Source organism: Moraxella sp. DOX410 (assembly GCF_032248735.1).
In the GTDB taxonomy this organism is placed as follows: Bacteria; Pseudomonadota; Gammaproteobacteria; order Pseudomonadales; family Moraxellaceae; genus Faucicola; species Faucicola tetraodonis.
Genome location: NZ_CP135138.1, coordinates 2,138,108 through 2,161,532, shown reverse-complemented (window position 1 = coordinate 2,161,532; position 23,425 = coordinate 2,138,108). Strand labels below are relative to the sequence as shown.

Annotated in this window: 26 protein-coding genes; 12 read left to right on the top strand and 14 right to left on the bottom strand. The window is 44.0% G+C overall.

All coding sequences use genetic code 11. The annotated features are described in order from the left end of the window. Positions 1 to 45: 45 nt before the first annotated feature. Positions 46 to 300: a hypothetical protein gene (locus RNZ41_RS09655; protein WP_076775026.1), complete on the bottom strand. Its 255-nt coding sequence runs from the start codon at positions 298 to 300 to the stop codon at positions 46 to 48. 172 nt (positions 301 to 472) lie between these two features. On the opposite strand from RNZ41_RS09655, the gene RNZ41_RS09650 reads away from it, so the two are divergent. The 5 genes from RNZ41_RS09650 to RNZ41_RS09630 all read left to right on the top strand — a co-directional run bounded on the left by RNZ41_RS09650 (position 473) and on the right by RNZ41_RS09630 (position 4,610). After that, positions 473 to 1,096 carry a PH domain-containing protein gene (locus tag RNZ41_RS09650; RefSeq protein ID WP_095356740.1) on the top strand — a complete coding sequence of 208 codons (624 nt, stop codon included), beginning with the start codon at positions 473 to 475 and terminating at the stop codon, positions 1,094 to 1,096. Positions 1,097 to 1,108: 12 nt separating this feature from the next. Then, positions 1,109 to 1,825, top strand: coding sequence for a M48 family metallopeptidase (locus RNZ41_RS09645; protein WP_312536295.1), 717 nt, complete (start codon positions 1,109 to 1,111; stop codon positions 1,823 to 1,825). A 139-nt stretch (positions 1,826 to 1,964) separates the two neighbouring features. Then, entirely contained in the window at positions 1,965 to 3,758 is a 1,794-nt protein-coding gene (locus RNZ41_RS09640; protein WP_314027178.1) for a M61 family metallopeptidase, read from the top strand. A gap of 29 nt (positions 3,759 to 3,787) precedes the next feature. Then, a complete protein-coding gene (locus tag RNZ41_RS09635; protein ID WP_135888601.1) occupies positions 3,788 to 4,204 on the top strand; it encodes a hypothetical protein in 417 nt (138 codons plus the stop codon). A 145-nt stretch (positions 4,205 to 4,349) separates the two neighbouring features. Further along, entirely contained in the window at positions 4,350 to 4,610 is a 261-nt protein-coding gene (locus RNZ41_RS09630; protein ID WP_007117222.1) for a type B 50S ribosomal protein L31, read from the top strand. 141 nt (positions 4,611 to 4,751) lie between these two features. Here RNZ41_RS09630 and RNZ41_RS09625 read toward each other — a convergent pair whose 3' ends face one another. Beyond that, positions 4,752 to 5,270, bottom strand: coding sequence for an RNA pyrophosphohydrolase (locus RNZ41_RS09625; RefSeq protein ID WP_036596083.1), 519 nt, complete (start codon positions 5,268 to 5,270; stop codon positions 4,752 to 4,754). Positions 5,271 to 5,614: 344 nt separating this feature from the next. On the opposite strand from RNZ41_RS09625, the gene RNZ41_RS09620 reads away from it, so the two are divergent. Then, complete coding sequence (locus tag RNZ41_RS09620) at positions 5,615 to 6,061, top strand: OsmC family protein (RefSeq protein ID WP_096488416.1); 447 nt, start codon at positions 5,615 to 5,617, stop codon at positions 6,059 to 6,061. Between the two features lie 11 nt (positions 6,062 to 6,072). Continuing rightward, positions 6,073 to 6,495 (top strand): MAPEG family protein, encoded by a 423-nt coding sequence (locus RNZ41_RS09615; protein WP_007117218.1) that lies wholly within the window; start codon positions 6,073 to 6,075, stop codon positions 6,493 to 6,495. Positions 6,496 to 6,499: 4 nt separating this feature from the next. Here the strand turns inward: RNZ41_RS09615 and RNZ41_RS09610 are convergent, their stop codons facing one another. From RNZ41_RS09610 to RNZ41_RS09580, 7 genes are all read right to left on the bottom strand, one after another. Then, entirely contained in the window at positions 6,500 to 7,513 is a 1,014-nt protein-coding gene (locus RNZ41_RS09610) for a tRNA dihydrouridine synthase (RefSeq protein WP_096488417.1), read from the bottom strand. Next, positions 7,506 to 9,020, bottom strand: a complete 1,515-nt coding sequence (locus RNZ41_RS09605; RefSeq protein ID WP_314027177.1) for a UvrD-helicase domain-containing protein — start codon at positions 9,018 to 9,020, stop codon at positions 7,506 to 7,508. The genes RNZ41_RS09610 and RNZ41_RS09605 overlap by 8 nt, the downstream gene beginning before the upstream one ends. Positions 9,021 to 9,174: 154 nt before the next feature. Next, the gene (gene tatC / locus RNZ41_RS09600) at positions 9,175 to 9,900 is read right to left on the bottom strand and encodes a twin-arginine translocase subunit TatC (RefSeq protein WP_081454577.1); all 726 of its coding nucleotides are present in this window, start codon (positions 9,898 to 9,900) and stop codon (positions 9,175 to 9,177) included. Between the two features lie 92 nt (positions 9,901 to 9,992). Continuing rightward, positions 9,993 to 10,715, bottom strand: a complete 723-nt coding sequence (gene tatB, locus RNZ41_RS09595; RefSeq protein ID WP_284034528.1) for a Sec-independent protein translocase protein TatB — start codon at positions 10,713 to 10,715, stop codon at positions 9,993 to 9,995. Between the two features lie 54 nt (positions 10,716 to 10,769). Next, positions 10,770 to 11,000, bottom strand: coding sequence for a Sec-independent protein translocase subunit TatA (tatA, locus tag RNZ41_RS09590; protein ID WP_007117213.1), 231 nt, complete (start codon positions 10,998 to 11,000; stop codon positions 10,770 to 10,772). A gap of 202 nt (positions 11,001 to 11,202) precedes the next feature. Further along, on the bottom strand, positions 11,203 to 12,060 hold the full coding sequence (gene hisI, locus RNZ41_RS09585; RefSeq protein ID WP_314027176.1) for a phosphoribosyl-AMP cyclohydrolase: 858 nt from the start codon (positions 12,058 to 12,060) through the stop codon (positions 11,203 to 11,205). Positions 12,061 to 12,148: 88 nt separating this feature from the next. Beyond that, positions 12,149 to 12,592, bottom strand: a complete 444-nt coding sequence (locus RNZ41_RS09580) for an acyl-CoA thioesterase (RefSeq protein WP_007117211.1) — start codon at positions 12,590 to 12,592, stop codon at positions 12,149 to 12,151. A 499-nt stretch (positions 12,593 to 13,091) separates the two neighbouring features. On the opposite strand from RNZ41_RS09580, the gene rpmI reads away from it, so the two are divergent. The 5 genes from rpmI (at position 13,092) to RNZ41_RS09555 (ending at position 17,744) form a co-directional block, all read left to right on the top strand. Further along, complete coding sequence (rpmI, locus tag RNZ41_RS09575) at positions 13,092 to 13,286, top strand: 50S ribosomal protein L35 (protein WP_036604595.1); 195 nt, start codon at positions 13,092 to 13,094, stop codon at positions 13,284 to 13,286. A 48-nt stretch (positions 13,287 to 13,334) separates the two neighbouring features. After that, positions 13,335 to 13,694, top strand: coding sequence for a 50S ribosomal protein L20 (gene rplT / locus RNZ41_RS09570; RefSeq protein ID WP_007117209.1), 360 nt, complete (start codon positions 13,335 to 13,337; stop codon positions 13,692 to 13,694). Between the two features lie 114 nt (positions 13,695 to 13,808). After that, a complete protein-coding gene (gene pheS / locus RNZ41_RS09565; RefSeq protein WP_065262705.1) occupies positions 13,809 to 14,879 on the top strand; it encodes a phenylalanine--tRNA ligase subunit alpha in 1,071 nt (356 codons plus the stop codon). A gap of 9 nt (positions 14,880 to 14,888) precedes the next feature. Then, the gene (gene pheT / locus RNZ41_RS09560) at positions 14,889 to 17,303 is read left to right on the top strand and encodes a phenylalanine--tRNA ligase subunit beta (RefSeq protein ID WP_314027175.1); all 2,415 of its coding nucleotides are present in this window, start codon (positions 14,889 to 14,891) and stop codon (positions 17,301 to 17,303) included. A gap of 123 nt (positions 17,304 to 17,426) precedes the next feature. Next, complete coding sequence (locus tag RNZ41_RS09555; protein ID WP_007117206.1) at positions 17,427 to 17,744, top strand: integration host factor subunit alpha; 318 nt, start codon at positions 17,427 to 17,429, stop codon at positions 17,742 to 17,744. A gap of 146 nt (positions 17,745 to 17,890) precedes the next feature. Here RNZ41_RS09555 and RNZ41_RS09550 read toward each other — a convergent pair whose 3' ends face one another. The 5 genes from RNZ41_RS09550 to RNZ41_RS09530 all read right to left on the bottom strand — a co-directional run bounded on the left by RNZ41_RS09550 (position 17,891) and on the right by RNZ41_RS09530 (position 23,232). Continuing rightward, a complete protein-coding gene (locus RNZ41_RS09550; RefSeq protein WP_314027174.1) occupies positions 17,891 to 18,868 on the bottom strand; it encodes a MetQ/NlpA family ABC transporter substrate-binding protein in 978 nt (325 codons plus the stop codon). Between the two features lie 161 nt (positions 18,869 to 19,029). Next, complete coding sequence (locus tag RNZ41_RS09545) at positions 19,030 to 19,719, bottom strand: methionine ABC transporter permease (RefSeq protein ID WP_314027173.1); 690 nt, start codon at positions 19,717 to 19,719, stop codon at positions 19,030 to 19,032. A gap of 67 nt (positions 19,720 to 19,786) precedes the next feature. Continuing rightward, entirely contained in the window at positions 19,787 to 20,524 is a 738-nt protein-coding gene (locus tag RNZ41_RS09540) for a methionine ABC transporter ATP-binding protein (RefSeq protein WP_076775052.1), read from the bottom strand. Positions 20,525 to 20,702: 178 nt separating this feature from the next. After that, positions 20,703 to 22,382, bottom strand: a complete 1,680-nt coding sequence (locus tag RNZ41_RS09535; RefSeq protein WP_404932322.1) for a sensor histidine kinase — start codon at positions 22,380 to 22,382, stop codon at positions 20,703 to 20,705. A gap of 112 nt (positions 22,383 to 22,494) precedes the next feature. Then, positions 22,495 to 23,232 (bottom strand): response regulator transcription factor, encoded by a 738-nt coding sequence (locus tag RNZ41_RS09530; RefSeq protein ID WP_062332572.1) that lies wholly within the window; start codon positions 23,230 to 23,232, stop codon positions 22,495 to 22,497. Positions 23,233 to 23,425 lie beyond the last annotated feature (193 nt).

Here is a 23,425-nt window from a genome sequence, read left to right as displayed (position 1 = left end):
CGTTTCTTTTTGACATTTAAATACAAAAAATTTCAGAACAGAAAATCAGTCTTTATAACTTTCATCTGCGGCATCAGGGTCAGCGATATCACCAATAGTCGGATAGTCGTCTTCGCTAAAGCTATCCTCAACCAATAATTCATCAATCCGCTGCTCATCAATATTTTGGCGATGAATCGCGGTCAAACCACTTTCACCCGCTTCAATATGGCTTGATGACAAGGATTCATCATCCAATTGCACAGTAAAACTATCCGAATCAATATCGGTCAAATTGCTAGATGTTGGTTTGGCTTTCATTTTTGTTCCTTCATTTTCATTTATTGTTTATTATCAGTGTTATGTCGCTATCATAGCCAGTAATCAGCATGACATCTATGTTGCCAATGTGATATTTGTGTTATGTTATCGAAAACAGTTTTTCGCACAGACAGCGTTTCAACAATTTTTATGGATAAAACAGGAAGTGACTATGTTTAAAAATCTTGCCTCAGATGCATTGGGTTTAAGTGACATCGGTAAAATCATCCCAGCGAGTCAGTTTAACCAAACCGATATTGATGACTATATTTTTCACGAAGATAACGAGCGCATTTATTTTGTAATTAAGTCAAAAATGGACGAATATTGCTTTACCAATGTCGCCTTTATCCACCTTGATGGGCAGTCGGCGACCAGTAAAAAACGCCTGCTAAAACGCTATCCGTACCGCAATTTTCAGCCCGCCAATATCATGATTGAGACGGCAGGCACGATGGATATGGATGCTGAGCTAAAATTTAGCTTGGGCGGTATGGCGTTTTCGATTGATATCGACAAAAATCAAATCGAGCAAATCCGCGACATCTATAAGGCGCTGACTGCGATTAGCGAGCAATGCAAACGCATTGCCCATGAAGAAACGGTGCTAGAAAAATCCTTTAATACCGTCACCAATATGTTTAGCTTACGCGAACTGTCAGAAAACGTGGTGCTTAACTTGCCGGATGTCATCAACCAAACTGTCGCACAAGTAGAAAATGCCTATGGCGAGCGTTTAAAGACCATTCGTAATTATGACTTTGGGGCGATTTTTGAGCATTACTTGCGTCAATAATTGCTAAAATTTATGCAAACTGTACTCACCGCCTACGCTGAGCAAGGTATCAAACTTGCGATTGAAAGCAAACGGGTCAAACATATCAACTTTCGTATCAAATCGATTGATGAAGCGCCGTTTACCAGTTTGCTCAGCGTGTCTTATCCCATGCGTATGCCACAACACCTGCTGATGCAATCGCTTGAACATCGTCTTGCATGGGCAATCGACTGTCAGCAAAAACAACGAAAACTCAAAGAACTTAAAGCCAAAAAACCTGCCTATATCAATGATGTCAAAGATTTGGCAAATTTGACCCTTGAAAGCAACATTTATTTTGAAGGGCAAAAAATGACAGTGCAAGCCTTATTTGAACGCCACTTTGAAAACTCGGATTTTTCAAAAACGGATATTCCACGCACCTTAACGAGTCTTTATAAAGCTTGGCTTGGTCAATTTATCCAAAACCGCCAAGCGTTTTGGCAAGACAAAGTGGGTAAATCCGCCAGCAGAATCACGCCCTACACCATGAAAACGCGCTGGGGCAGTTGTAGCACCCAAGCCAAAACCATTCGCTTGTCCGTTTGGCTGGCGCAATTCCCGCCAGACTGCGCGGATTATGTGTTGGTGCATGAGCTTTGTCATCTGATTGAGCCCAATCATTCGGCACGATTTTGGGCGCAGGTGGCACGAGTCATGCCAGACTATCAACTGTGGCATCAGCAATTAAAATTTGGCGAGCTGTAATTATCAAAGCCACAAAAAAGCCATCTCGCTATGAGATAGCTTTTTGGTAGCCGTAAAAGTTGCAAATTCCCAAAATCAATCTGCTAAAATGTAACCCTGTTTCAATGTTTAAATATAATCACTAAAAAGCTGATAAAAAATGTCCCAAATTCATTACCAATTCGATTTTAAAAAATTTCGTGAACACCTTGTCGATGTCACGCTTACGTTTACTGCAGACAACGACAACCCAATCGTTTGGCTACCTGCTTGGATTGCGGGCAGTTATATGATTAGAGAATTTAGCAAACACATTACGGCTGTCACCGCCACCATTCATGACACCAACGCCAAGAACAATCAACGCCTTAAAAAATTGGATAAAAACCACTGGCAAATCCACGCCAAACAAGGCGACCGCATTAGTGTCACTTATGAAGTCTATGCTTATGACTTATCGGTGCGTGGGGCATATGTCGATGAAACTCGCCTGTACGGCAACTTCACCTCTCTAGCATTAGCGGTACAAGGGCAAGAAAACCAAGCGATTAAAGCCGAACTCATTTGCCCGCAAGACTTTTATGAGGTAAACGGTGTGGAAGTCAGCCTAGCCACCGCCTTACCGGAAAAAATGCACCAACAAGCCAAACAAACCATCTATCAGCTAACTGCCAACAACTACGAGCAACTTACTGACAGCCCGTTTGAAATTGCTGAGCAAGATGAATTTTGGTTCGATGTAAAAAGTGGCGAAAACACCATTGCCCACCGATTTGTGATTTCTGGCGTGCAGCACAGCGACCTTGAACGGCTAGAAACTGACCTTAGCAAAATTTGTCAAAGCTATGTTGATTGGCTCGGTGATACGCCGTTTGATGATTATCTGTTTATGACCATGGCAACTTCAAGCGACTATGGCGGGCTTGAGCACCTTGCCAGTACCAGTTTGATTACCCCACGAGATGACCTACCCACATTTTTTGAACAAACTGAGCCAAGCGAGAGTTATCAACGCTTTTTGGGCTTGTGTAGCCATGAATATTTTCATGCGTGGTGGGTTAAAACCGTGCGTCCCGAAGTATTTTTAACCGCCAATTTTAATCAAGAGACTTACACCACTTTGCTATGGGTGTTTGAAGGCTTTACCAGTTATGTGGATGATTTTATGCTACAAAAAAGCGGGGTTATTTCGCAACATAGCTATCTTAAACTGCTTGCTGAACAAATCAATCGCTACTATCAAACCCACGGACGCGCCTTGCAAAGCGTGGCAGAATCAAGCTTTGATGCGTGGATAAAGCTATATCGTAGCGATGAGAACACCGCCAACGCCGGGATTAGCTACTACAACAAAGGCGCGCTGGTGGCGTTATGTTTAGACTTGACTTTGATAAACCACGGCAAACGTATTTTTGATGTGATAAAAGTTTTTTATGACAAAGCCAGAGCCCAAGATAATCGCCGTTTTGGTATGACGGACGCCAATCTAGATGACGTCATGAATGAATGCTTACCCAAAGAGGTTTGGCAAGATTTTAGAGCCAATTATATCGACGGCACGACAGAATTACCGCTATTTGAACTGTTGTCAGAACAGGGTGTGAGTATTGAACAAAAAGACGATGATATTACTTGGGGCATGAAATATATGAGCGAGCCTACTGGGCTAAAAGTGCAACGTGTTGTGCGAAATAGCCAAGCCGCCGCTGCAGGGATTTCTGCTAATGACGTCATCGTGGCAATTGATGGGTTAAAGGCGAGCGAAAAATGGCTCAAAGCCACTGCTAAAAACCAAACAATTAGTGAAGACCCTGCCGTGTGTCATGTATTTCGTCGTGATGAGCTGCTGGTGCTTGAAGTGCCACCTGTGAATGACGCGCATGTTAAACAACCGCAAAAATGGACGTTAGCCAGTGATGCTAACGACAAACTAGCTAATTGGTTAAATTTTTAAACCCTTAATTTATTTAGAATCTAATGGATATGAATAAAGAATTCTGTTTGAGTGATTATGATTTAGGTTGGTTTTGCTATGATAACAATGGGAAAGTTGCGGTTTTATTTAGTAATGGGACAACCGCAGTTTTACCACAAGCCTTAATGTATTATGACTATCTGTATAATTATTTTTATACCAAGTTTAACTGTGATGAAAAGGCTAATTGGGAAAATGGCGAGTTAAAGTCTTTCACTGATGCAGGACTACTCGTATATGATACTGATTTAAATAGCATAGGTACATACAGCGTTTGCAACAACCCATTAAAAAGTTGTCATATCTCAACGTTACCAAAATCTATCGCTGATAGATTACCAAAGTTTGAAGGTGTTTTTTCAACAACTATTACAATACCTATTCAACCCGATGTAATTAATCTTGCAAAAATAAAGCAAATCTAGTAAAATTCGGCTTCCAATTTTATCAATCCATCCTGTGTTGGCTTTAATCGGTTGGGTGTTTGGGTGAATTTTTAGCAAAATAAAGATTCATGCCACGCATACTAACTGCAGACCAAAGGGCAGGATAATGACTAGAGACCTAACCATGCGCGCAGATATCCATCCAGCTTATCAAGAAGTTCTATTCCACGACACCAACGCTGACGTTTACTTTTTAACTCGCTCGACTATCAAATCAAAAGTAACTCGCGAATACGAAGGTAAAGAATACCCATACGTCGCACTCGATATTTCAAGTGCCTCACACCCATTCTATACCGGTGAACAACGTAAAACCCAAAACGAAGGTCGTGTGGCAAGCTTCAACAAACGTTTCGGCGCATTTGCAGGTCGTAACAAAAAATAAGTTTAATCGCTTATTGTCAAAAACCCTTTGCAATCGCGAAGGGTTTTTTATTGGATGAAATGGGACATACTAGACAGTCACTAACAATACGCCAAAAAAAGCTCACCGAAGTGAGCTTTTTTTGGATTTATTTGTTTAGGTTTAATAGGAATGAATTTTTACGTTTTTGGGTAGTAACAATTCTTTTTTGAGTGGCAACTGCGGTGATAACTCAAACAAGGCGCGGCGATATACATTACGTTTAAATGCCACCACTTGGTTAAGTGGATACCAGTAACTGACCCATTCCCATCGGTCAAATTCAGGTTTTGCCGTATCAAAACGGATATGTTCTACATTGTTCTCATCTAGCTGGAGCAAAAACCATTTTTGTTTTTGTCCAATACACAAAGGATATTGTCCTTGTCGTACAAAACGTTTTGGCAACCGATAACGAAGCCAATTTTGGGTTTGTGACAACACTTTGACATGCTGAGGATACAGTCCGACTTCTTCCCACAATTCTCGATACATTGCATCAAGCGGCGTTTCACCAAAATCAATGCCGCCTTGTGGAAACTGCCAAGCATCGTGACCCACGCGTTTTGCCCACAGTACTTGTCCGTGTGTATTTGCCAAGATGATACCTACGTTGGCTCGAAAGCCGTCTGCATCAATCATGACGATTACCTTCAATTTAATGGTTAAAATTGGCAGGCAATCACATTATCAAGTTTTTTGGGTCACAAGGTTTACACACATCCTTGCAGACCATTATTAAAGTTTTGGTCAATCAAATCATCGGGAATAAACCCATCTCTACCAACAGACGCTTATTTTATTATTTTTGCTAAAAAACATGGACAATGTAATCACTGCCTTTATTACCCACTATTAAACCAGTTTTTATGTCAAAAGTGTAATGTTTATTTGCTATAAATTGTTTCACGGACATAAAAAGCGCATAATATCGCTTGATTTTATACAAAATATTTTTTTAAAAATTATAAGCATCTGGGGGCAGTATGAAAGCAACGGTAAATTGGTTAAAAAACGAAGACATTAATTTTGAAGCTGTGACCGAAAACGGCAATAAAATCATCATGGATTCAACCGAAAAATTGGGTGCCAAACCCATGGAAATGGTTTTGATGGGTCTTGGCGGCTGTGCCAGTTATGATGTGGTCAGTATCCTGCAAAAAGCCCGTCAAGCGGTGAGCGATGTTGAGTGTCAGTTATCGGCTAAGCGTGCCGACACGATTCCTGCAGTATTTACTGATATTCATTTACATTTTGTAGTCAAAGGTAATGCTATCAAAGAAGCGCAGGTTAAAAAAGCCATCGAGTTATCGGCAGAAAAATACTGCTCAGCCAGTCGTATGCTAGAAAATGGCGGTGTCAAAATCACCCATGACTATGAAATCATTGATGATACCTCTAGTGAAATGACTGATAAAACGGTTAAAGGGTAGGGAATAACGGCATGTTTCCCTATCTAAGTGCTGTCCCTGCCACCAATAGCAGCGTGGTGCTGGCAATGATGGTTGCCAGTTTATTGCCCTTGGTGTTTGCGATATTGGCAAAGGTCTTTGGCGGATTTAAAAGCAAAGACAATGCCAATCCGCGCGAGTTTTTGGGTAAACAAACGGGCGCAGCAGCGCGTGCCAATGCCGCCCAGCAAAATAGCTATGAAACCTTGCCGGTATTCTTGGCAGCGGTGATTGTGGCGTTGCTATTTTTTGTACCGCTGTCAGTGGTGACACAGTTGGCGTGGTTGTATGTGATATTACGGATTATTTATGGGTTGGCATATATTGCCAATTGGGCAACTTTTCGCTCAATTATTTGGTCGCTTAGCCTAGCCTGTCCGCTGATGTTATTTTATTTAGCGATACGGTTGAGCTAATTTGCTATGAGCAATCGCCAGCTTGGGATTGTGCTTGCAACATCGCAACAATGGTCTCAAGCTGTTTTTGTCTTTTTACGTTTTGCCAAAGCTCGCTGGCTTCTTCATAGCCTTGGGTCAACATTCCCAGCCATTGTTTGTAACGTCCCACCAGCATATTGTCGCTACGGGCATGTCCTTGCAAAAACGCAATTTGTAGCTTAAGTAGCGCTTGCCAAGCCATGTTTTTTACCGTGTCATTTTTATCCATCGCTTTGATTTGATTGACTAAGTCAGGACGAGTAACTGCACCACGTCCGAGCATGATATGTGGGGTGTTTGCTTGTTTGCGGCAACGCATGGCTTGTTCAGTCTGCCAAATTTCGCCATTGGCAATAATCGGTAAGCTTAACCGCTGCGTCAGGGGTGCGATTAACTCCCAATAGGCAGGGGGTTTATAGCCTTGGGTTTTGGTACGGGCGTGGATAGTCAGCCAACTGGCATTGGCTGATTGCACCGCATCGCCGATTTCTTGGGTTAGAGAGGTATCTTCATAGCCGAGTCGGATTTTTGCTGATACAGGCGTATCCGATGGCACGGCTTGGCGTACTGCATGGATGATTTGATACAAGGTTTCAGGTTCGGTGAGCAACACCGAGCCACCGCGGTGACTATTGACAGTTTTAGCAGGGCAACCAAAGTTAATATCAATGGCTAACGCACCAAGCTCGACCGCCCTGACGGCATTACCTGCCATCAGGTCGGGCTCACTGCCCAGTAACTGTACATGTACTGGCGTGCCGTGAATGGTTTTGCCTTTTAAACCATCTTTATGCAAAAGTTCGGGTACGAATTTATAAAACACATGCGCGGGTAGGACGTGCTGGGTGACGCGAATAAACTCACTCACCGTCCAGTCGTAATGTCCGATACTGGTTAAAATATCCCGCATCAATGGGTCGGTCAGTCCTTCCATCGGCGCAAGGACAATTTGCGGCTGGGTAAAATCGGGGCTAAACTGCGATAAGTGACTAGCCATAAATCACCTTTTTATCTTTGAGTCCGTGAATCAAATCTTGAATATTAAAAATATCCAAATTCACTTTGGCGCGGGTACAGGCGACATACAATAAGCGCAGCTCTTCGGGGGAGATTTTTACCGCCTGAGAAGTCACATCATAATAAAAATCATTGTCAATTTGCACCCGCGACCATTCTAGCCCTTTGGCTTTATGCGCGGTAGAGATGATATAGTCGGCTTTATCCAGTGTAGTCAAGCTGTTAATTGCTTGGTTTAGCGTTTCGGTGCCATGTTCATCCACCAGTTTGACCAGAGTTTTTAAATCGCTGCCTTCGTTCGTCTCGCTATAATCCTGCACGTCGCGCCAATTGTTAAAGTAGGCAAGCTCAGGCACGCCATATGCCGCTTGTCCTTTTTTTAGGCGTTCGGCAGATTGACTAAATTTGAGCAAACGCTCTGTATCGGCTTGTAGCGCAACTTTATGTCCCATTTTAAGCCCAGATAACAGATTGACCATCGCACTGGCATTGGTACGGCAAAGAATGGCATCTTTTTGACCATGCACCATACTTTTGCCTAAGGTAGACGCCATTGCAGGATTACCACGCAGTGGCACCTCTTCTTGTAGCGCTTTTAAGAACCCGTTCGCCACATCGGCAATTTGGTCGCCAAATCGAAACGATTGGGTGAGCAAGGTTTGTGGAAGCGGCAGGCGCTTCATGGCATTGACAGCGCCGCGCCATTCATAAATTTGCTGATGCGCGTCACCCACATAGATAACTTGGTTGGGCTGATTGGACAAAATCCCCATCATCAAGGGGTCGGCATCTTGCGCTTCATCAAATAAGATAAAATCCGCAGGAATCACCGGTTTAGATAGCGCCCAGAGTTTGAGATAAATATCATGCCCAATCCCCGCAGGGTGGCGCGGGTCAATCGACTGCTGCCAGCGGCGCTCTACATACGGGTATAAGGTATCGCGCAGCTGCTCAGCTTCACTGGCAACCAACCAGTCAGGAAACTGCAAATGACGCGGCGCGGGGTAACTGGCATGGGTACTACAAAACGTGCTCACTGCATCGGACACAAATCTCGCTTGTCGCTCTGGTGTTAAGGTTACAAACTGGCTTTTGCCTTCAATTTGGCGTTTGACTTGCACAGGGGTCAAGCCCAAATCTGAGGCGAGGCGACTGGGGGAAAAACGCGGTAGTTGCAGCTTTGCGGTGATATCGCGAGCGGTATGACGAAATGCCAATGAGTGAAAAGTGCGACAGTCGACATGGTGGGGGAATTTGCGCTGCGCTTCTGCAGCAATCGCTTTGTTAAATGCCAAATAAATCCCGCGACCACGTAGCTGATTGCCAATCAGGTTAAGCGTGGTGGTTTTGCCAGCGCCGGCATACGCTACCACCTTAAACGACTGGCGCGTGAGTGCCATATCGACAGCCTGCTGCTGCTCACCCGTTGGGCGTTGGGTCGGGCTGTTGACAAGGGGTTGGGTGGGGATAACGCTGGGGTTTGACATAAGGCCATTGCTAACAGAAAAGTGAGCTATTTTAGCAAAATTTGGCAAGTTTTGCTCAGTTTCCTTTATTTACTCAACCTATATTTACTAAACCTTTATTTGCTCTCTGGGGATGAATGAGAGGTTGATTCGATTTTAGCTTTATCCAGCCAGATTAGCTGTTGTTCTGTAATAACGCTTTTTCTTTAACCAATACCCGTGCCATAACTAGACCGAGTTCAAACAATAACCACATCGGGATAGCTAGCATAATCATGGATAGCCCATCTGGCGGTGTCACCAATGCCGCAATACCGAAACAACCCACGATGATGTAACGGCGTTTTTGCGCCAAGCTATCCACCGTCACTACCCCAGCCAGCACCAGTAGCAGCGTCAACACAGGAATCTCAAAGGTCGCCCCGAACACCAAAAACAGCTTGAGTACAAAATTTAGATAGCTTTCGATATCGGTCATCGGTAGCACATTGTCGGGGGAGAATTTGATAAAAAAAGCCAGCACGCTTTTGAGCACGACATAATAGGCAAACGCAATCCCCAGATAAAACAATATCACCGATGACAATAGCACGGGTAGGGCGATACGTTTTTCATGCTTATATAGCCCTGGTGCGATAAAGGACCAAATCTGATACAAAATATACGGCATCGCCAAGATAACAGCCAGATACAGCGTCAATTTAATCGGTGCCAAAAATGACGAGGTGATATCGGTTGCAATCATAGAAGAATTGACTGGCAATAGCGCCGTTAACGGGGCGGAAAAAATATCGTAGATTTCCCGCGAAAAGCCCGCCAATGCCAAAAAAATCACCAATACCGCCGCAAAACCGTGAATCAAATGACGGCGCAGTTCAATCAAATGCTCAGTGATGGGCATATCTACTAAAGTGTTGTTTTGCGATGGTTTATCAGCTTTAGCTTGTTCAATGGTTAATTGTTCAGGCGTTTTTTTGGTTTTGATAAGCTTAATCACTGGGCAACTCCACCCAAACTTGGCAATTGGTGCAGTAGAGGATCGGCTTGATAATTGGGTAAAAACGGTGGATTGGGAAGACGTCTGACACGGTCATAATCACTGAGCAAAAACCAACGATAATACATTGGCTCAGTGGCAGCAAATAGCGCTTCATGTAAGTCTTTAGCCACTGCATCGGCTTCGACATCAGCCTCTAGACTCAGCAAATAATCGTCTGCTTTGGTTTCTGCTAGATAAGATTCGTCAGATGGTTTGTCTAGTAAAAGCGCGGTAGTATCCGTTGTTGGCTCAGCTAAATGATTAGTTGGTTCATGACTGGGAGATTCATGGCTGAGTGGTTCAGTAGGCAGACTAACTGCGTTAGTATCATGACCAAGATTAGGGGTTGTATCAGCCGACTGGGTATTGTGAGCTTGCATCGAAGGCACTTTGCCATGTTGCTGTAGTTCGCTCACACTGCTGCGAAGGGCTTCCATCTCACGCTTCATATCTACTTCAGCTTGGCGGATTTTTTCTAGCTCAAGCTGCATTTGCTTGCGCGTTTCGGCAAGGTCAAGCTCAGCTTCAATTTCTGATTGCAATGTTGCAACCGTACGGCGGAATTTGGCATACCACTGACCTGCAGTACGCGCCGCTTGGGGGAGTTTTTCAGGGCCCAGCACAATCAGTGCAATCGCCCCAAATAACAGTAGTTCGGAGAAACCTATATCAAACATAACAACCGTGGCAGTTAGGGGTTAAAAAACCAAAGAAAAAGTAACGACTAGAGTTTAAACGTTATGTTTATCTTGTTGGGTCTGCGTGGTATTGAGTTCAGCTTTTTCGTGTTCAAGGACACGGTTTTTGTTCAGATGCTGTTCGTTTTCATCTTTGACCGCATCTTTAAAGCCTTTAACGGCACCACCCAAATCTTTACCGGCATTTTTCAGTTTTGAGGTGCCAAAAATGACCACAACAACAACCAGTAAAATTAACCAATGTGTGATTGAGAAACTACCCATGAGAATATCCTTTGATTAACCTTGACAATAGGGGTGAGGACAATATGAATTTGCAGTGTAACACATAACCATTGCGTTGGCATAAGTGTGCAAAAAACTGTGTGAAACATGGCGAATTTTTCGCACTTTTAGCCAGCAATATTCAGGAATTATCGACTGTTTAGTGGCATTTACTTAGTAGCGCTCACTTAAGGGCTATTACTTAAGAGATTTGACGTGCGGCTTTTTCGTCGATACCCGATAAGCCAAAACGTCTTGCCAATTCATTGGTGACAGCCCAAGACGGTATATTAAACCATGCTAATGTGACCATTGTATGAAACCAAACATCAGCAATTTCATACACCAAATCTTTCACCGCGGTATCATCGGCGACGGTCTCATAAGGAGTATCATTGGCAATGTTGATATCTTTGGCCGCGATAATGGCTTCAGTGGTTTCTTCACCGACTTTTTCTAATATTTTGTTGATACCTTTATGGTATAAGCTTGCCACGTATGAGCTATCAGGATTGGCATTTTTACGCCCAATCAATACTTCATCTAACGCGGTTAAAATATCCGCTGACGTCGTAGCGGTTTGTGTCGCATTGCTTGTTTTTGTTGGATTACTTGTTTGTGTCGAACTGCTTGAAAGCGGCGAGTGTTCAGGAATCGGTTTGGCGTTGTCACCATAAATCGCATCAGGATCTTTAATGACCGCATCAGTAGTTTGCCATTGTAGCTGTCCGCGGTCATCGGCAAGCAGACGATAAAAACAGGACTGCCGACCCGTGTGGCAAGCAATCCCACCCACTTGGGTGACTGACAACACAATCACATCAGCATCGCAGTCTAGGCGGATTTCATGGACTTGCTGAAAATGCCCCGAGCTTTCGCCTTTATGCCATAATTTACCGCGAGAGCGTGACCAATACACTGCTTGCATTTTTTCAGCAGTCAGACGTAATGACTCGCGATTCATCCATGCCATCATCAAAATGCGCCCTGTATGAAAATCTTGAGCGACTGCAGGCATGAGCCCATTGTCATCAAATTTTAGTGTATCTAGCCAATCCATATTCACGCCCTGTATCATACTATGCAAGCCTTAGCCAAAAAAAAGCACCCATCAAACGATGCGGGCATTTATCATAATTCATCAAGCCCTAAATCTCAAAGGGTTTCACATCTAAGGCTTCTTTGATGGTAGCTGATAACGGGATTTCTTGGCTTTGACGATAGTCATACGCCACAAAGCCCATTTTGGCATACGCCACCAATGACCCATCAAACATCCGCGAAACTTTGAACACAAAATCACCACCCAAATCGGTTAAATGCTGCACGCCGACTTCAAACAACAGTTCTTCACGCGCCCGTACCCGATCAAAGATTTGGGTCTCGATATGATTAATGACCAAGCCTTGGTACTCAGCATTAACCTCCTTAATACTTTTTGAATATAAAAAACGAAAACGGGCTTCGGTAAGCAATGCCACCAAATTTTCAACCGTTAAATGTTGTGCTAATCCAATTTCGGTATTGCGCACGCGCATGACGGTCTCAAACACGAAATGGGCAACTTCAATATTTGTGCTTAACGTTGACAAGAATTCTAACCTCATGATGTTGATGTTGATAAGAGAGTATTACACATTAAACTTTTCAGAAACTTAAGAGCACGATAAATACCTTAAGGTCAAACAAACTAACGCAAACTGTGTCTAACATAAGGTGTATCTATCTCTTTTAGCCAATTTAACCGCAGTTTTCATAAACTAAGTTGTTAACTTAATTAATGTAATTCCGTGATAGATTTACCAAATAAATTATTTTAAATAATTGATATCATTTATTTTTTAAAAATTCTACAAACAGCCCTTAATAATAATTTATCTATTATAGTAGAGAAATATTAAAGTAACATCAATAAAATAGATGTCAAAGAAAAATTAGTGATAACATTAGCGTGCATTCACGAATGATTTTTGATAAAATATCGCCTCCCACCTCAAGGCAAAAAATCCAGTGTGATGAGGATTTTTTGACAAACAGGTTAACTTCACTTGATAAAGATGTTTAATCCTTGTCAAAAACGAACAAGAGGCTATCATGAAATTAAAAACTCGCCGTGGTGCTGCCAAGCGTTTCAAAAAAACTGGTAACGGTATCAAACGCAAACAAGCATTCAAACGCCACATTTTGACCAAAAAATCTCCTAAGCGTATCCGTCAATTACGTGGATGCAAATTGGTACACGTGTCTGATGAGAAACGTGTTTACCGTATGTGTCCTTACCTATAATTTATAGGTATTCAATCAACTGATATTACAAAACTTTAGGAGTAAATTATGGCTCGTGTAAAACGTGGTGTACAGGCAAATCGCCGTCATAAAAAAGTATTGGCTCGTGCAAAAGGTTATTACGGTGCGCGTTCTCGTGTTTTCCGTGTTGCTGTACAAGCAGTTACCAAAGCAGGTCAATATGCGTATCGTGACCGTCGTAACAAAAAACGTTCATTCCGTCGTTTATGGATTGCACGTATCAACGCGGGTGCGCGCTTAAATGGCTTAAGCTACAGCCGTATGATCAACGGTCTGAAAAAAGCCAGCATCGAAATCGACCGCCGTGTATTAGCAGACATCGCTATGCATGATGCGCAAGGTTTTACGGCGTTGGCAGAAAAAGCAAAACAAGCACTGGCTGCTTAATTTGTTTTAAAGCGATTTTTCAAAAAGCCATTAAGTGCAAGCTTAATGGCTTTTTTTATCGCCATATTTTAGTTAAAATGCCTATCACTATTGATAACCAAGATTGCAACGCTCATGACAGAAATAACGACTGACAAACTTATCCAATATTCTGAAAATTTAACCGATATCACCCAAGACCAATTCACCCAATTTGTTCAAGATGCCAAAGCCTTAATCAGCACCGCACAAAACCCCCAAGACCTACAAAACATCCGCGTAACCCTAACAGGCAAAAAAAGCCATTTGACCACTTGGTCGAAACAGCTTGGCGGACTCGATGCCGACGGCAAAAAGACCATCGGCGGTATGCTGCATCAAGTACGCACCCAAATCAATGACAGCCTACAACAAGCGCAAAGCGATTTAGAAGCTAAAGCCTTGGCTGCCAAACTTGCCAGCGAATCCATTGACATCACCCTGCCAGCACGTGGACAACAAGCGGGTAATTTGCACCCTGTCACCATGACCGCTGAGCGCATGCAAGGGTTTTTCCGTCAAGCAGGCTTTGAAGTCGCAACAGGTCCTGAAGTTGAAAGCGACTACTACAACTTTGAAGCGCTAAATATTCCAAGCCATCACCCAGCGCGCGCCATGCACGATACCTTTTATTTTGAAAAACAGCATTTTAATGCCAATTATGTGCTACGTACCCATACCAGTTCGGTGCAAATTCGCACGATGGAAAAGGGCAACCTGCCGATTCGTATCATCTGCCCAGGACGTGTGTATCGCAACGACAGCGACCAAACGCACTCACCGATGTTTCATCAGCTTGAAGGTTTGTACGTCAGCGAATCGACCAATTTTGCTGAGCTAAAAGGCTTGATTCATGAGTTTTTGCAGGCGTTTTTTGGTCGCAAACTCACGGTGCGTTTTCGCCCATCGTATTTTCCATTTACTGAGCCGTCTGCGGAAGTGGATATTCTTGCCGATACTTATGCAGGTGGGGGCAAGTGGCTAGAAGTGATGGGCTGCGGTATGGTGCATCCAAAAGTGTTGTCCGATAGCGGTATTGACCCGACCAAGTACCAAGGCTTTGCATTTGGGATGGGGATTGAGCGCTTTGCCATGCTGTATTATGGGGTGAATGATTTACGCTTGTTCTATCAAAATGATGTCAGATTTTTAAAGCAGTTTGCTTAGGGGAAAACAATGAAAATTAGCGAAAACTGGTTACGCCAATGGGCAAACCCAAACTTAAGCGCTGAGCAAATTGGCGAACAACTGACGATGGCAGGCTTAGAGCTTGATAGCTTGGATAAAGTCGCCAAAGACTTTAGTGGTGTGGTGGTCGGTGAAGTGATTGACGTCACCCAACACCCCGATGCTGATAAACTGCGCGTTGCCAAAGTGAATGTCGGTGAGCATAGCGAAGCACCCCTACAAATCGTTTGCGGTGCACCCAATGTCGCCGCTGGCGTGCGTGTACCTGTGGCACTGGTGGGCGCCAAACTGCCGCCTGCCCAAGGGGATGAACCCTTTAACATTAAAAAAGGCAAACTGCGCGGCGTAGAATCGCACGGTATGCTGTGTGGTGGTAGTGAGATTGACTGTGATGATGGTGTTGATGGCTTGTTAATTTTGCCACAAGACGCCCCGATTGGCATGGATATCCGAGCGTATCTTGGCTTAGATAATCATGTGCTAGATATTTCAATCACCCCAAACCGTGGCGACTGTTTTAGTGTGCGCGGTATCGCCCGTGAGCTTGCAGTGCTCAATGATTTAGCATTTCAACTACCCTTTGACCACATCACAGCAGCTGTGACCGACAACGCTAGCCAAGCGGTTAGCGTAGAGACCACGGACTGCCCACGTTATTACGCGCAACTGGTCAGTGGGCTGACAGGCACGACGCCATCACCTGATTGGATGAAACAAGCCCTAAATGCCTCAGGCGTCAAACCACGTAATTTACTGGTGGATGTCACCAATTATGTACTACTTGAGCTCGGTCAGCCGCTGCATGCGTTTGATGCCGATAAGTTGGTGGGCGCAATTACCGTGCGCCATGCCCAACAAGGCGAAACCCTTGAGCTTTTAAATGAGCAAACCATTACCTTACAAGGTGATGAGCTGGTGATTGCCGATGAACAAGGTGTCATTGCGTTAGCAGGGATTATGGGTGGGCTTCGCACCGCAGTGACCGATAGCACGACCCGAGTGGTAATCGAGAGCGCATTTTTCAAACAGTTGGCGATTGCAGGTAAAGCACGCCGTTTTGGCTTGCATACCGATGCGTCACAGCGTTTTGAGCGGGGTGTTGATTTTGAATTGCCAAAATTGGCACTCGACCGCGCGGTCAATCTATTGGCAACATTTGGCAAGGGCTCAAGTGAGGTTAAGGTCGGTCAAATCACGCTGGTTGAAAACACTGCTGAACTGCCAAAACGTACGCCAGTGACGCTACCGATTGTCAGTATCAACAAATTGTTAGGCGCGGATATCGCCACCGACAAAGCCATTGAGATTTTAGAGAGTCTACAAATCAGCACCGAGTTACAAGGCGAAAATCTAGTTGCCACGCCGCCGAGCCATCGTTTTGATATCAGCTTACCCGAAGATTTGATTGAAGAAATCGCCCGCATTTATGGCTATAACAATATTGCCAACAAACTGCCCGCGTTTACCAGTAACTTGTTTGACAATAAACGCCAAAATGATCTGCATAACTTAAAAATGAGCTTGGTCAATCAAGGTTATTTTGAAGCAGTGAGTTTTAGTTTTAGTGATGCCAAAGTCGAAGCTTTGTTTGATGGGGCGCATTTTGCTGCACCACTCGCGCTTGCCAATCCAATCTCAAGTGACTTAGCGGTCATGCGTCGTACCCTGCTGTCTAGTTTGTTGCCTTGTGTGCAATATAACTTAAACCGTCAACAAAACCGCGTGCGTCTGTTTGAGACGGGTCTGCGTTTTGATGGCAGTGATATCGCAAGCTTAAACCAAGTGGACACCTTGGCGATGGTGGCAGTCGGCAGCACTCATCCAGAGCAGCATCATGACAGCCGTGTGATGGATTTTTATGACCTAAAAAATGACGTCGAATCGGTTTTTCCACGGTTTGCGCAGTCCGCTATCCGTTATCAACGTAGCCAGCAGCTGTTTTTACACCCCGGTCAAAGTGCCGATGTACACTATCAAGGCAAGGTGATTGGCTGGTTAGGTCAGTTGCACCCACAGATTGCCAAAGCCTTGGATTTGCCGACCACTTGGGTGGCGCAGCTGAATTTACAGGCAGTGATTGACATGCACCAACAGGCATTGACCATTATGACGCCAAGTAAATTCCCACAAGTACGCCGTGATATCGCTGTGGTGGTAGACAAGTCGATTGCTATGCAATCAATGAAAGATACTATCAAACAAGCCGGGGGCGAGCTATTAAAAGAGGTGTGGTTGTTTGATGTATATGCTGGCAGTAATTTGCCTGAAAATCAACAATCGCTTGCTTTTGCACTGGTCTGGCAAGACCTCGAAGCCACGCTTTCTGATGAGCGTATCAATGCGCAAATGGAAGCTGTCATCGCTGCGCTACATGAACAGTACCACGCAACACTACGTATGTAATCTTGGACTAGCAAATTATGACAGTCGATACAATGTTTTTCTTTGATTTTAAAGTAAAAATAACTATCGACTGTATTTGCTAGAATCGCTAGAATAGGAGCATTTAGTAGGGTGGGTATGATAATGAATATGCAAGTTGAAGGAAAAACCTTAACCAAATTAGAAATGATCAATCATTTGATGGAAAATTTGGGCATGACGCGCCAAGACAGCCGCGCATTTGTGGAGAATTTTTTTTCAGAGTTGTCAGAGACGTTGACCAAAGGTCACCAAGTCAAGCTATCGGGTTTTGGTAACTTTGAGATTAAGGATAAAAGCCAACGTCCAGGTCGCAACCCAAAGACTGGCGAGATGGTTCATGTCACAGCGCGCCGCGTTGTTACCTTTAAAGCGGGGCAAAAAATGCGTCGCAGTATTGAAGATAAACTGTTCACAGAATAACGCCTTTATTATTTTTAGATTATTTCCAGTTAATTTAGGCGTTTTAAAATCAGTTGCTGCATTTTGACCGTAAAACATTCTGTCCATAAATTTTAACCATAAAAAAAAGAAGCTTAATGCTTCTTTTTTTTATACCAATTATGTCTCTATTTAGCAGCAGAGGCGGCTGCACTGGCAGCTGCTGGTGTCGCAGGGTTTTCACCCCAGATAGCTGGGTATTTATAACCTGGGAAAGTTTTGTGGGCGTATTGTTTAAATTCTTCTGAATTATACGCATTGGTCACGTCTTTTACCCATTGTGTGTCTTTGTCTTTGGTGCGAATCGCTGACCAGTTGACATACGCATAGCTGGGTTCTTGGAACAGCGCTTCAGTCAATTTAATACCTGAGCTGGTCGCATAGTTACCGTTGATGACTGCAAAGTCAACGTCTGAGCGCGCACGTGGTAATTGTGCGGCTTCTAGCTCTACTAGTTTGATATTTTTTGGGTTTTCTGCGATATCATTTTTTGATGCGGTCAGTGGGTTGATATTGGCTTTAAGTTTTATCCAGCCCAGTTCGTTGAGCATCACCAGCGCGCGTGCAAAGTTGCTTGGATCGTTCGGTACAGCCACGGTGGTACCGTCTTTGACTTGTTTTAGGTCCTTTAATTTACCTGGATAGATGCCAAGCGGTGCGGTAGGTACTTGGAATGCTTCAACGATATCTAGGTTGTTATCCTTTTTGAAGGTGTCGAGATAAGGTTTGTGTTGGAACACGTTGATATCAATATCACCATCGGCTAAGGCTTTATTTGGGCGCACATAGTCAGAGAATTCAACCAATCTGACTTTATAGCCTTGTTTTTCTAACTGGGGTTTGACAGAGTTTTTGACCATGTCACCAAAGTCGCCCACAGTAGTACCAATCACAATTTCAGATTTATTTGGGTCGATACCTGTGCTTGCTGCTGCCTTGGTAGTTGTTGAGCTTGCGGTAGTCGTGGTTGTAGTTGTGGTGGTGCTGGCTTGTGCCGTGGTTTCGGTTTTGCTTTCTGGTTTGCTACAACCGACTAGGGCAATCCCTGCCACCCCTACAGTTGCTAATAGCTGCGCGATGTGGCTTGATAAATGCGTTAATTTCATACCTTCCTCCAAAAATGAAAAAATAAACGGACAAAACAATCAGCTTACCTTAACATATTCATAAAAAAATGTTATTGAGAGTTAACCTATGGATATGAAATTTTTTCATAATTCCTAGAAAAACCATCAATAACAATTTTTTAAACCCCCACTGTCTAAAATTAACGTTTATCCAGACGCTGCGCCAAAATATTACCAACCGATTGGATGATAATCACCATTACCACCAATAGAATCACCATAAAAATCATCACGTCATTTTGGTAGCGGTTATAACCATAGCGAATCGCCAAATCACCGAGACCGCCACCGCCAATCATACCCGCTGCCGCACTGTAAGAGAGTAAACTAATCATCAAGGTAGTAATACTCAAAATCAAACTTGAGCGTGACTCGACCAATAACACGTTGCGAATAATCGTCCCTGTGCTTGCACCCATTGATAACGCCGCTTCGATGATACCTTTTGGCACATCACGCAGATTTTGCTCAACGAGCCTAGCAAAGTAGAAGATACCGGCGACACTCAAAGCAAGCGATGCCGCGATTGGACCAATAGTGGTACCGACAATGAGGCGAGTTACAGGAATAATCACAATCATCAAAATCACAAACGGAAAAGCACGCATAATGTTGGTAAAGTTGCCAAGTCCTGCATACAGCGATTTGTTGTCGGCGAGCTGATTTTTACTGGTCAAAAATAGCGCGACGCCGAGCAATGTGCCAAAGATGACTGACGCAACCGTTGAGATACCCACCATAATCAGTGTTTCCCAAAAAGCTTGCCAAATTTCTGCTTTCATCCCCAAAAGATTATCAACCGCGCTTTGCCAAGTTAATGTATTTGCCATGAAATTACCCAACGATTCAATTTAAAACTTAAAAGATTATCCAGCCATCGACCATGTTTGTGCGCCGTTAATCATCACTAATCAGCAGTTGCCCAATCGGCGTGGTGGCATGAATTTGTCCCGAGTGTACGTCAGCGACTTCCAGCAATCTGCCTTTATCAAGCAGAGCAACGCGGTTACACAGCTTGCGAATCACGGACATTTCATGGGTCACAATCACAATAGTGACGTTAAACTTGTCATTAATATCCTTGAGACAGGCTAACACCGATTTGGTGGTCGCAGGGTCGAGCGCAGAGGTAGGCTCATCGGCGAGCATTACATGAGGTTTGGGCGCTAACGCCCGTGCGATACCTGCCCGCTGTTTTTGACCGCCAGAGAGCTGGGCAGGGTAGTGGTCGGCGCGATTGACCAAATCAACAATTTCAAGGCATTCCATCACCCGCGGCATGATGGCTGCTTTTTCCCACCCGGCAATTTCTAGGGCAAAGGCAATGTTTTGTGCCACCGTGCGATTTGCCATCAGATTAAACTGCTGAAAAATCATACCGATATTTTGACGGGCATGGCGCAAATCGTGGGTGGACAGCGAGGTCAGCTCCTTGCCATCAATGGTGACAGTGCCGCTATCTGGGCGTTCAAGTAAATTAATCAAGCGTAGCAAAGTAGATTTGCCTGCGCCCGAATAACCCATCAAGCCAAAAATCTCGCCTTGTTGGATTGAGAGCGATGTCGGCTCTACCGCGGTAAACCAGTTGCCATCTTGGGTTTGGAAGCGTTTGGTAACGTTATCAATGGTAATCATGATAATAAAAAATTTTGCAGTGGCTAAAAGAAGGTAATTTTAGCACAGCTCGTCGTCAGCGTTTAGTCGCTTTAACGAATAAATAAATGCCGAATGGTGGGTTTAATTAAATAATAGAGGGGAAAACCAAAAAAATTGTGACAAAACCATACTATAGGCAGAGCAGAGTTAAAAGCGGTTATGATTGTGTGGTTGGCAATGTGACCAAAAAGCGGGTATGACCATGCACTGTGTCGGTGATAATACTACCGCCATGGGCTTTGACAATCTGCGCAACCAGAGATAGCCCGAGCCCTGAACCTTTTTTCTCTTGTTGTAACCGTACAAATGGACTGAAAATATCGGTGCGTTTGTCTTCAGGAATGCCTGTACCTTGGTCGATAACCGCAATACACACCTGATGAAATTCTGGCAGGTGCACAATGTCAGATTTTTTACGTGAAAAAATAGACGATTTATTTTTTGGTTTGTTAGCCAGTTTGCTCGAAGTTGCCTCGCTATCTGCTGTGTCCGTTGCGGCGAGACTATTTGTCGATGACATTTCGAGGTCAACGGTGATGTCATCGCCGTTTTTGGGGTCACTGGTGGTATCTTTTATAGGGGCGGGCAAAGCCACTTTATCTTTTTGAACATCGTTATGTTTTTCTGCATGGGTATCTTTTGTACTCTTTTGGATGGTAGGTAGGGCATCAATTGCCAGTTGATTACCCGCATCATCAATGGCATACAGCTGTACGCTCACAGGTGGGACGCCATGAAGATGGGCATTGTCGAGCAAATTACGCACGAGGTGGGTGAGAAGTTTGGCTTGTCCTTGAATGATAACGTGACCACCCGCAAATGTAGCTTGTGGGTAGTGCTGAATCTCGTTTTTAATTAACTCATATAAATCGACGTCTTCTACTTTTTCTATCGCATGACCGGCATCCATACGACTGACGAGCAAAATACTTTCCACCAAATCATTAAGACCCGTCAAATCACGGTTGATGGCATCAGCACGTTTTTGTACCTTATCTTGTATTGTTTTGTCAAACTGACTTGCCAGCATCGTCATCATTTCAACTTGTAGACGAATACGGGTAATTGGTGTGCGAATCTCATGCGAGGCATGGGCTAACAGCAGTTTATTGGCATTCATCAAGGTTTCGATACGTTCAGCGGTTTGGTTAAAACCACGTGCCAAAATGGTAATTTCATCGTTGCCCACGGGTGTGACACGGGCAGAGAAATCGCCATCACCCAGTTGGGTGATTTGCCGACTTAGCTGATTGATACGCCATGTCATGGTGCGCGCAATCATCCATAACATGCCCGACATGATGAGCAGCAGTAGCAAGGTGCCTGTCAGTAAATTAATCGCGGGCGAAATCGCACGGCGGTTACTAAGTTTTGATTGGTATAGCAGTACATAACCTGATTGGCTATTGACTTGAATTTCGGTCGGGTGTTTTGGATCATCTCTAGGAAACAAGGATAAAAAAAATGGCGGGTTTGGCGGTAAGGTGGCAGGCAGCCCACGCATAATCATAATTGCTTCGCCACTTTTGCCATCGTATAGACCAAATTTAGCGTTGAGTGAATCGCTATAGATATTAAAACTACGGCGTACGAGGGCAAGTAAATAGCGGGTTTCGAGATTTTTTTGTTGGTCTTGAGCGGTACGCAGCTCAACTAGTAGCGGATCTAGCTGCTGGGTGACTTGGCTGGCAATGACTTGGTGACGGGTGTTGGCAGAAGTATCGTGTACCAAATGGCTTAAAACTACCATTGCCCCTGCAAAAATGACCAATGCCAGCATAACGCTGGCAAATAACTTACTAAATACACTGTTAAATTTTATGCCGCTCAATCGCACACAGAATCCAAAAATTGTGGGTCATCACAGGCTATTATAATAGCTTTGCTAGCATAAATAACCAAGGATGATGACCTTTTGCGTGTTAAATTTGTCAAGCAATCTTACATTCTTACACTTGGTCAGTGGCAAACTGATAACCGACACCACGCACCGTGATAATGCGTTTTGGCTGACGAGGATTATCTTCAATCAACGCGCGCAGACGTGAAATATGCACATCAATGGCACGGTCGATGTTATCACTGCTGTCATCGTTTGGCATCGCATGCCAGAGCTGTTCACGGCTCAATACTTTACCTGAGTGAGTAGCAAAGTAATGTAATAACTGAAACTGGTGGGTGGTCAAACGTACCGGCTCATCATCAATCGTCACTTCATGGCTATCTGGATAAACCTTTAAGCGACCAAATACTAAGTTATCTTCCTTTTGCTGGTGAAGCGGCAGGTCGTGACGACGCATGACCGCACGGATACGCGCCAATAGTTCACGCGGTTCAAATGGTTTTGAGACATAATCATCCGCGCCCATCTCAAGGCCCAGTACACGATCAGTAGTGTCACCTTTGGCGGTAAGCATGATAATCGCCGTTTGCGCCAGACGGCTATCTTTGTGCTGTCGAATACGTTGACACACTTGCATACCATCCATATCCGGCAACATCAAATCTAAAATCACCAAATCAATGGATTTGGCAGGGTTAAATAGCGTCTCTAACCCTTCTGTCGCGGTTGGCGCATGCTGAACCTCATAGTAGTTCATGCCCAAATATTCGCTAATCAACTCGGCTAAATCTGGATCGTCCTCAATTAATAGTACGGTTTTAGTACCACTGTTATTTTCTTCCATTACCAACTCCAAAAATTCTCTAAAATAAATCAGTTGTTATTATTGCTTTTGCTCATCAAAGCCAGGCTTCTATCATCAATCAAGAGCCTATAATCATAAGCAAGAGATTATTATCATAAAGCAAGAGACTGCCAATATGATAGTGTCTTACACAGATTTATAAAACTTCTTAGCTGCCAATCATACAGCTATC

Coding starts and splice junctions, on each gene's coding strand:
- RNZ41_RS09655 (WP_076775026.1), bottom strand. CDS start 300: ATGAAAGCCAAACCAACATCTAGCAATTTGACCGATATTGATTCGGAT.
- RNZ41_RS09650 (WP_095356740.1), top strand. CDS start 473: ATGTTTAAAAATCTTGCCTCAGATGCATTGGGTTTAAGTGACATCGGT.
- RNZ41_RS09645 (WP_312536295.1), top strand. CDS start 1,109: ATGCAAACTGTACTCACCGCCTACGCTGAGCAAGGTATCAAACTTGCG.
- RNZ41_RS09640 (WP_314027178.1), top strand. CDS start 1,965: ATGTCCCAAATTCATTACCAATTCGATTTTAAAAAATTTCGTGAACAC.
- RNZ41_RS09635 (WP_135888601.1), top strand. CDS start 3,788: ATGAATAAAGAATTCTGTTTGAGTGATTATGATTTAGGTTGGTTTTGC.
- RNZ41_RS09630 (WP_007117222.1), top strand. CDS start 4,350: ATGCGCGCAGATATCCATCCAGCTTATCAAGAAGTTCTATTCCACGAC.
- RNZ41_RS09625 (WP_036596083.1), bottom strand. CDS start 5,270: ATGATTGATGCAGACGGCTTTCGAGCCAACGTAGGTATCATCTTGGCA.
- RNZ41_RS09620 (WP_096488416.1), top strand. CDS start 5,615: ATGAAAGCAACGGTAAATTGGTTAAAAAACGAAGACATTAATTTTGAA.
- RNZ41_RS09615 (WP_007117218.1), top strand. CDS start 6,073: ATGTTTCCCTATCTAAGTGCTGTCCCTGCCACCAATAGCAGCGTGGTG.
- RNZ41_RS09610 (WP_096488417.1), bottom strand. CDS start 7,513: ATGGCTAGTCACTTATCGCAGTTTAGCCCCGATTTTACCCAGCCGCAA.
- RNZ41_RS09605 (WP_314027177.1), bottom strand. CDS start 9,020: ATGTCAAACCCCAGCGTTATCCCCACCCAACCCCTTGTCAACAGCCCG.
- tatC (WP_081454577.1), bottom strand. CDS start 9,900: ATGCCCATCACTGAGCATTTGATTGAACTGCGCCGTCATTTGATTCAC.
- tatB (WP_284034528.1), bottom strand. CDS start 10,715: ATGTTTGATATAGGTTTCTCCGAACTACTGTTATTTGGGGCGATTGCA.
- tatA (WP_007117213.1), bottom strand. CDS start 11,000: ATGGGTAGTTTCTCAATCACACATTGGTTAATTTTACTGGTTGTTGTT.
- hisI (WP_314027176.1), bottom strand. CDS start 12,060: ATGGATTGGCTAGATACACTAAAATTTGATGACAATGGGCTCATGCCT.
- rplT (WP_007117209.1), top strand. CDS start 13,335: ATGGCTCGTGTAAAACGTGGTGTACAGGCAAATCGCCGTCATAAAAAA.
- pheS (WP_065262705.1), top strand. CDS start 13,809: ATGACAGAAATAACGACTGACAAACTTATCCAATATTCTGAAAATTTA.
- pheT (WP_314027175.1), top strand. CDS start 14,889: ATGAAAATTAGCGAAAACTGGTTACGCCAATGGGCAAACCCAAACTTA.
- RNZ41_RS09555 (WP_007117206.1), top strand. CDS start 17,427: ATGAATATGCAAGTTGAAGGAAAAACCTTAACCAAATTAGAAATGATC.
- RNZ41_RS09550 (WP_314027174.1), bottom strand. CDS start 18,868: ATGAAATTAACGCATTTATCAAGCCACATCGCGCAGCTATTAGCAACT.
- RNZ41_RS09545 (WP_314027173.1), bottom strand. CDS start 19,719: ATGGCAAATACATTAACTTGGCAAAGCGCGGTTGATAATCTTTTGGGG.
- RNZ41_RS09540 (WP_076775052.1), bottom strand. CDS start 20,524: ATGATTACCATTGATAACGTTACCAAACGCTTCCAAACCCAAGATGGC.
- RNZ41_RS09530 (WP_062332572.1), bottom strand. CDS start 23,232: ATGGAAGAAAATAACAGTGGTACTAAAACCGTACTATTAATTGAGGAC.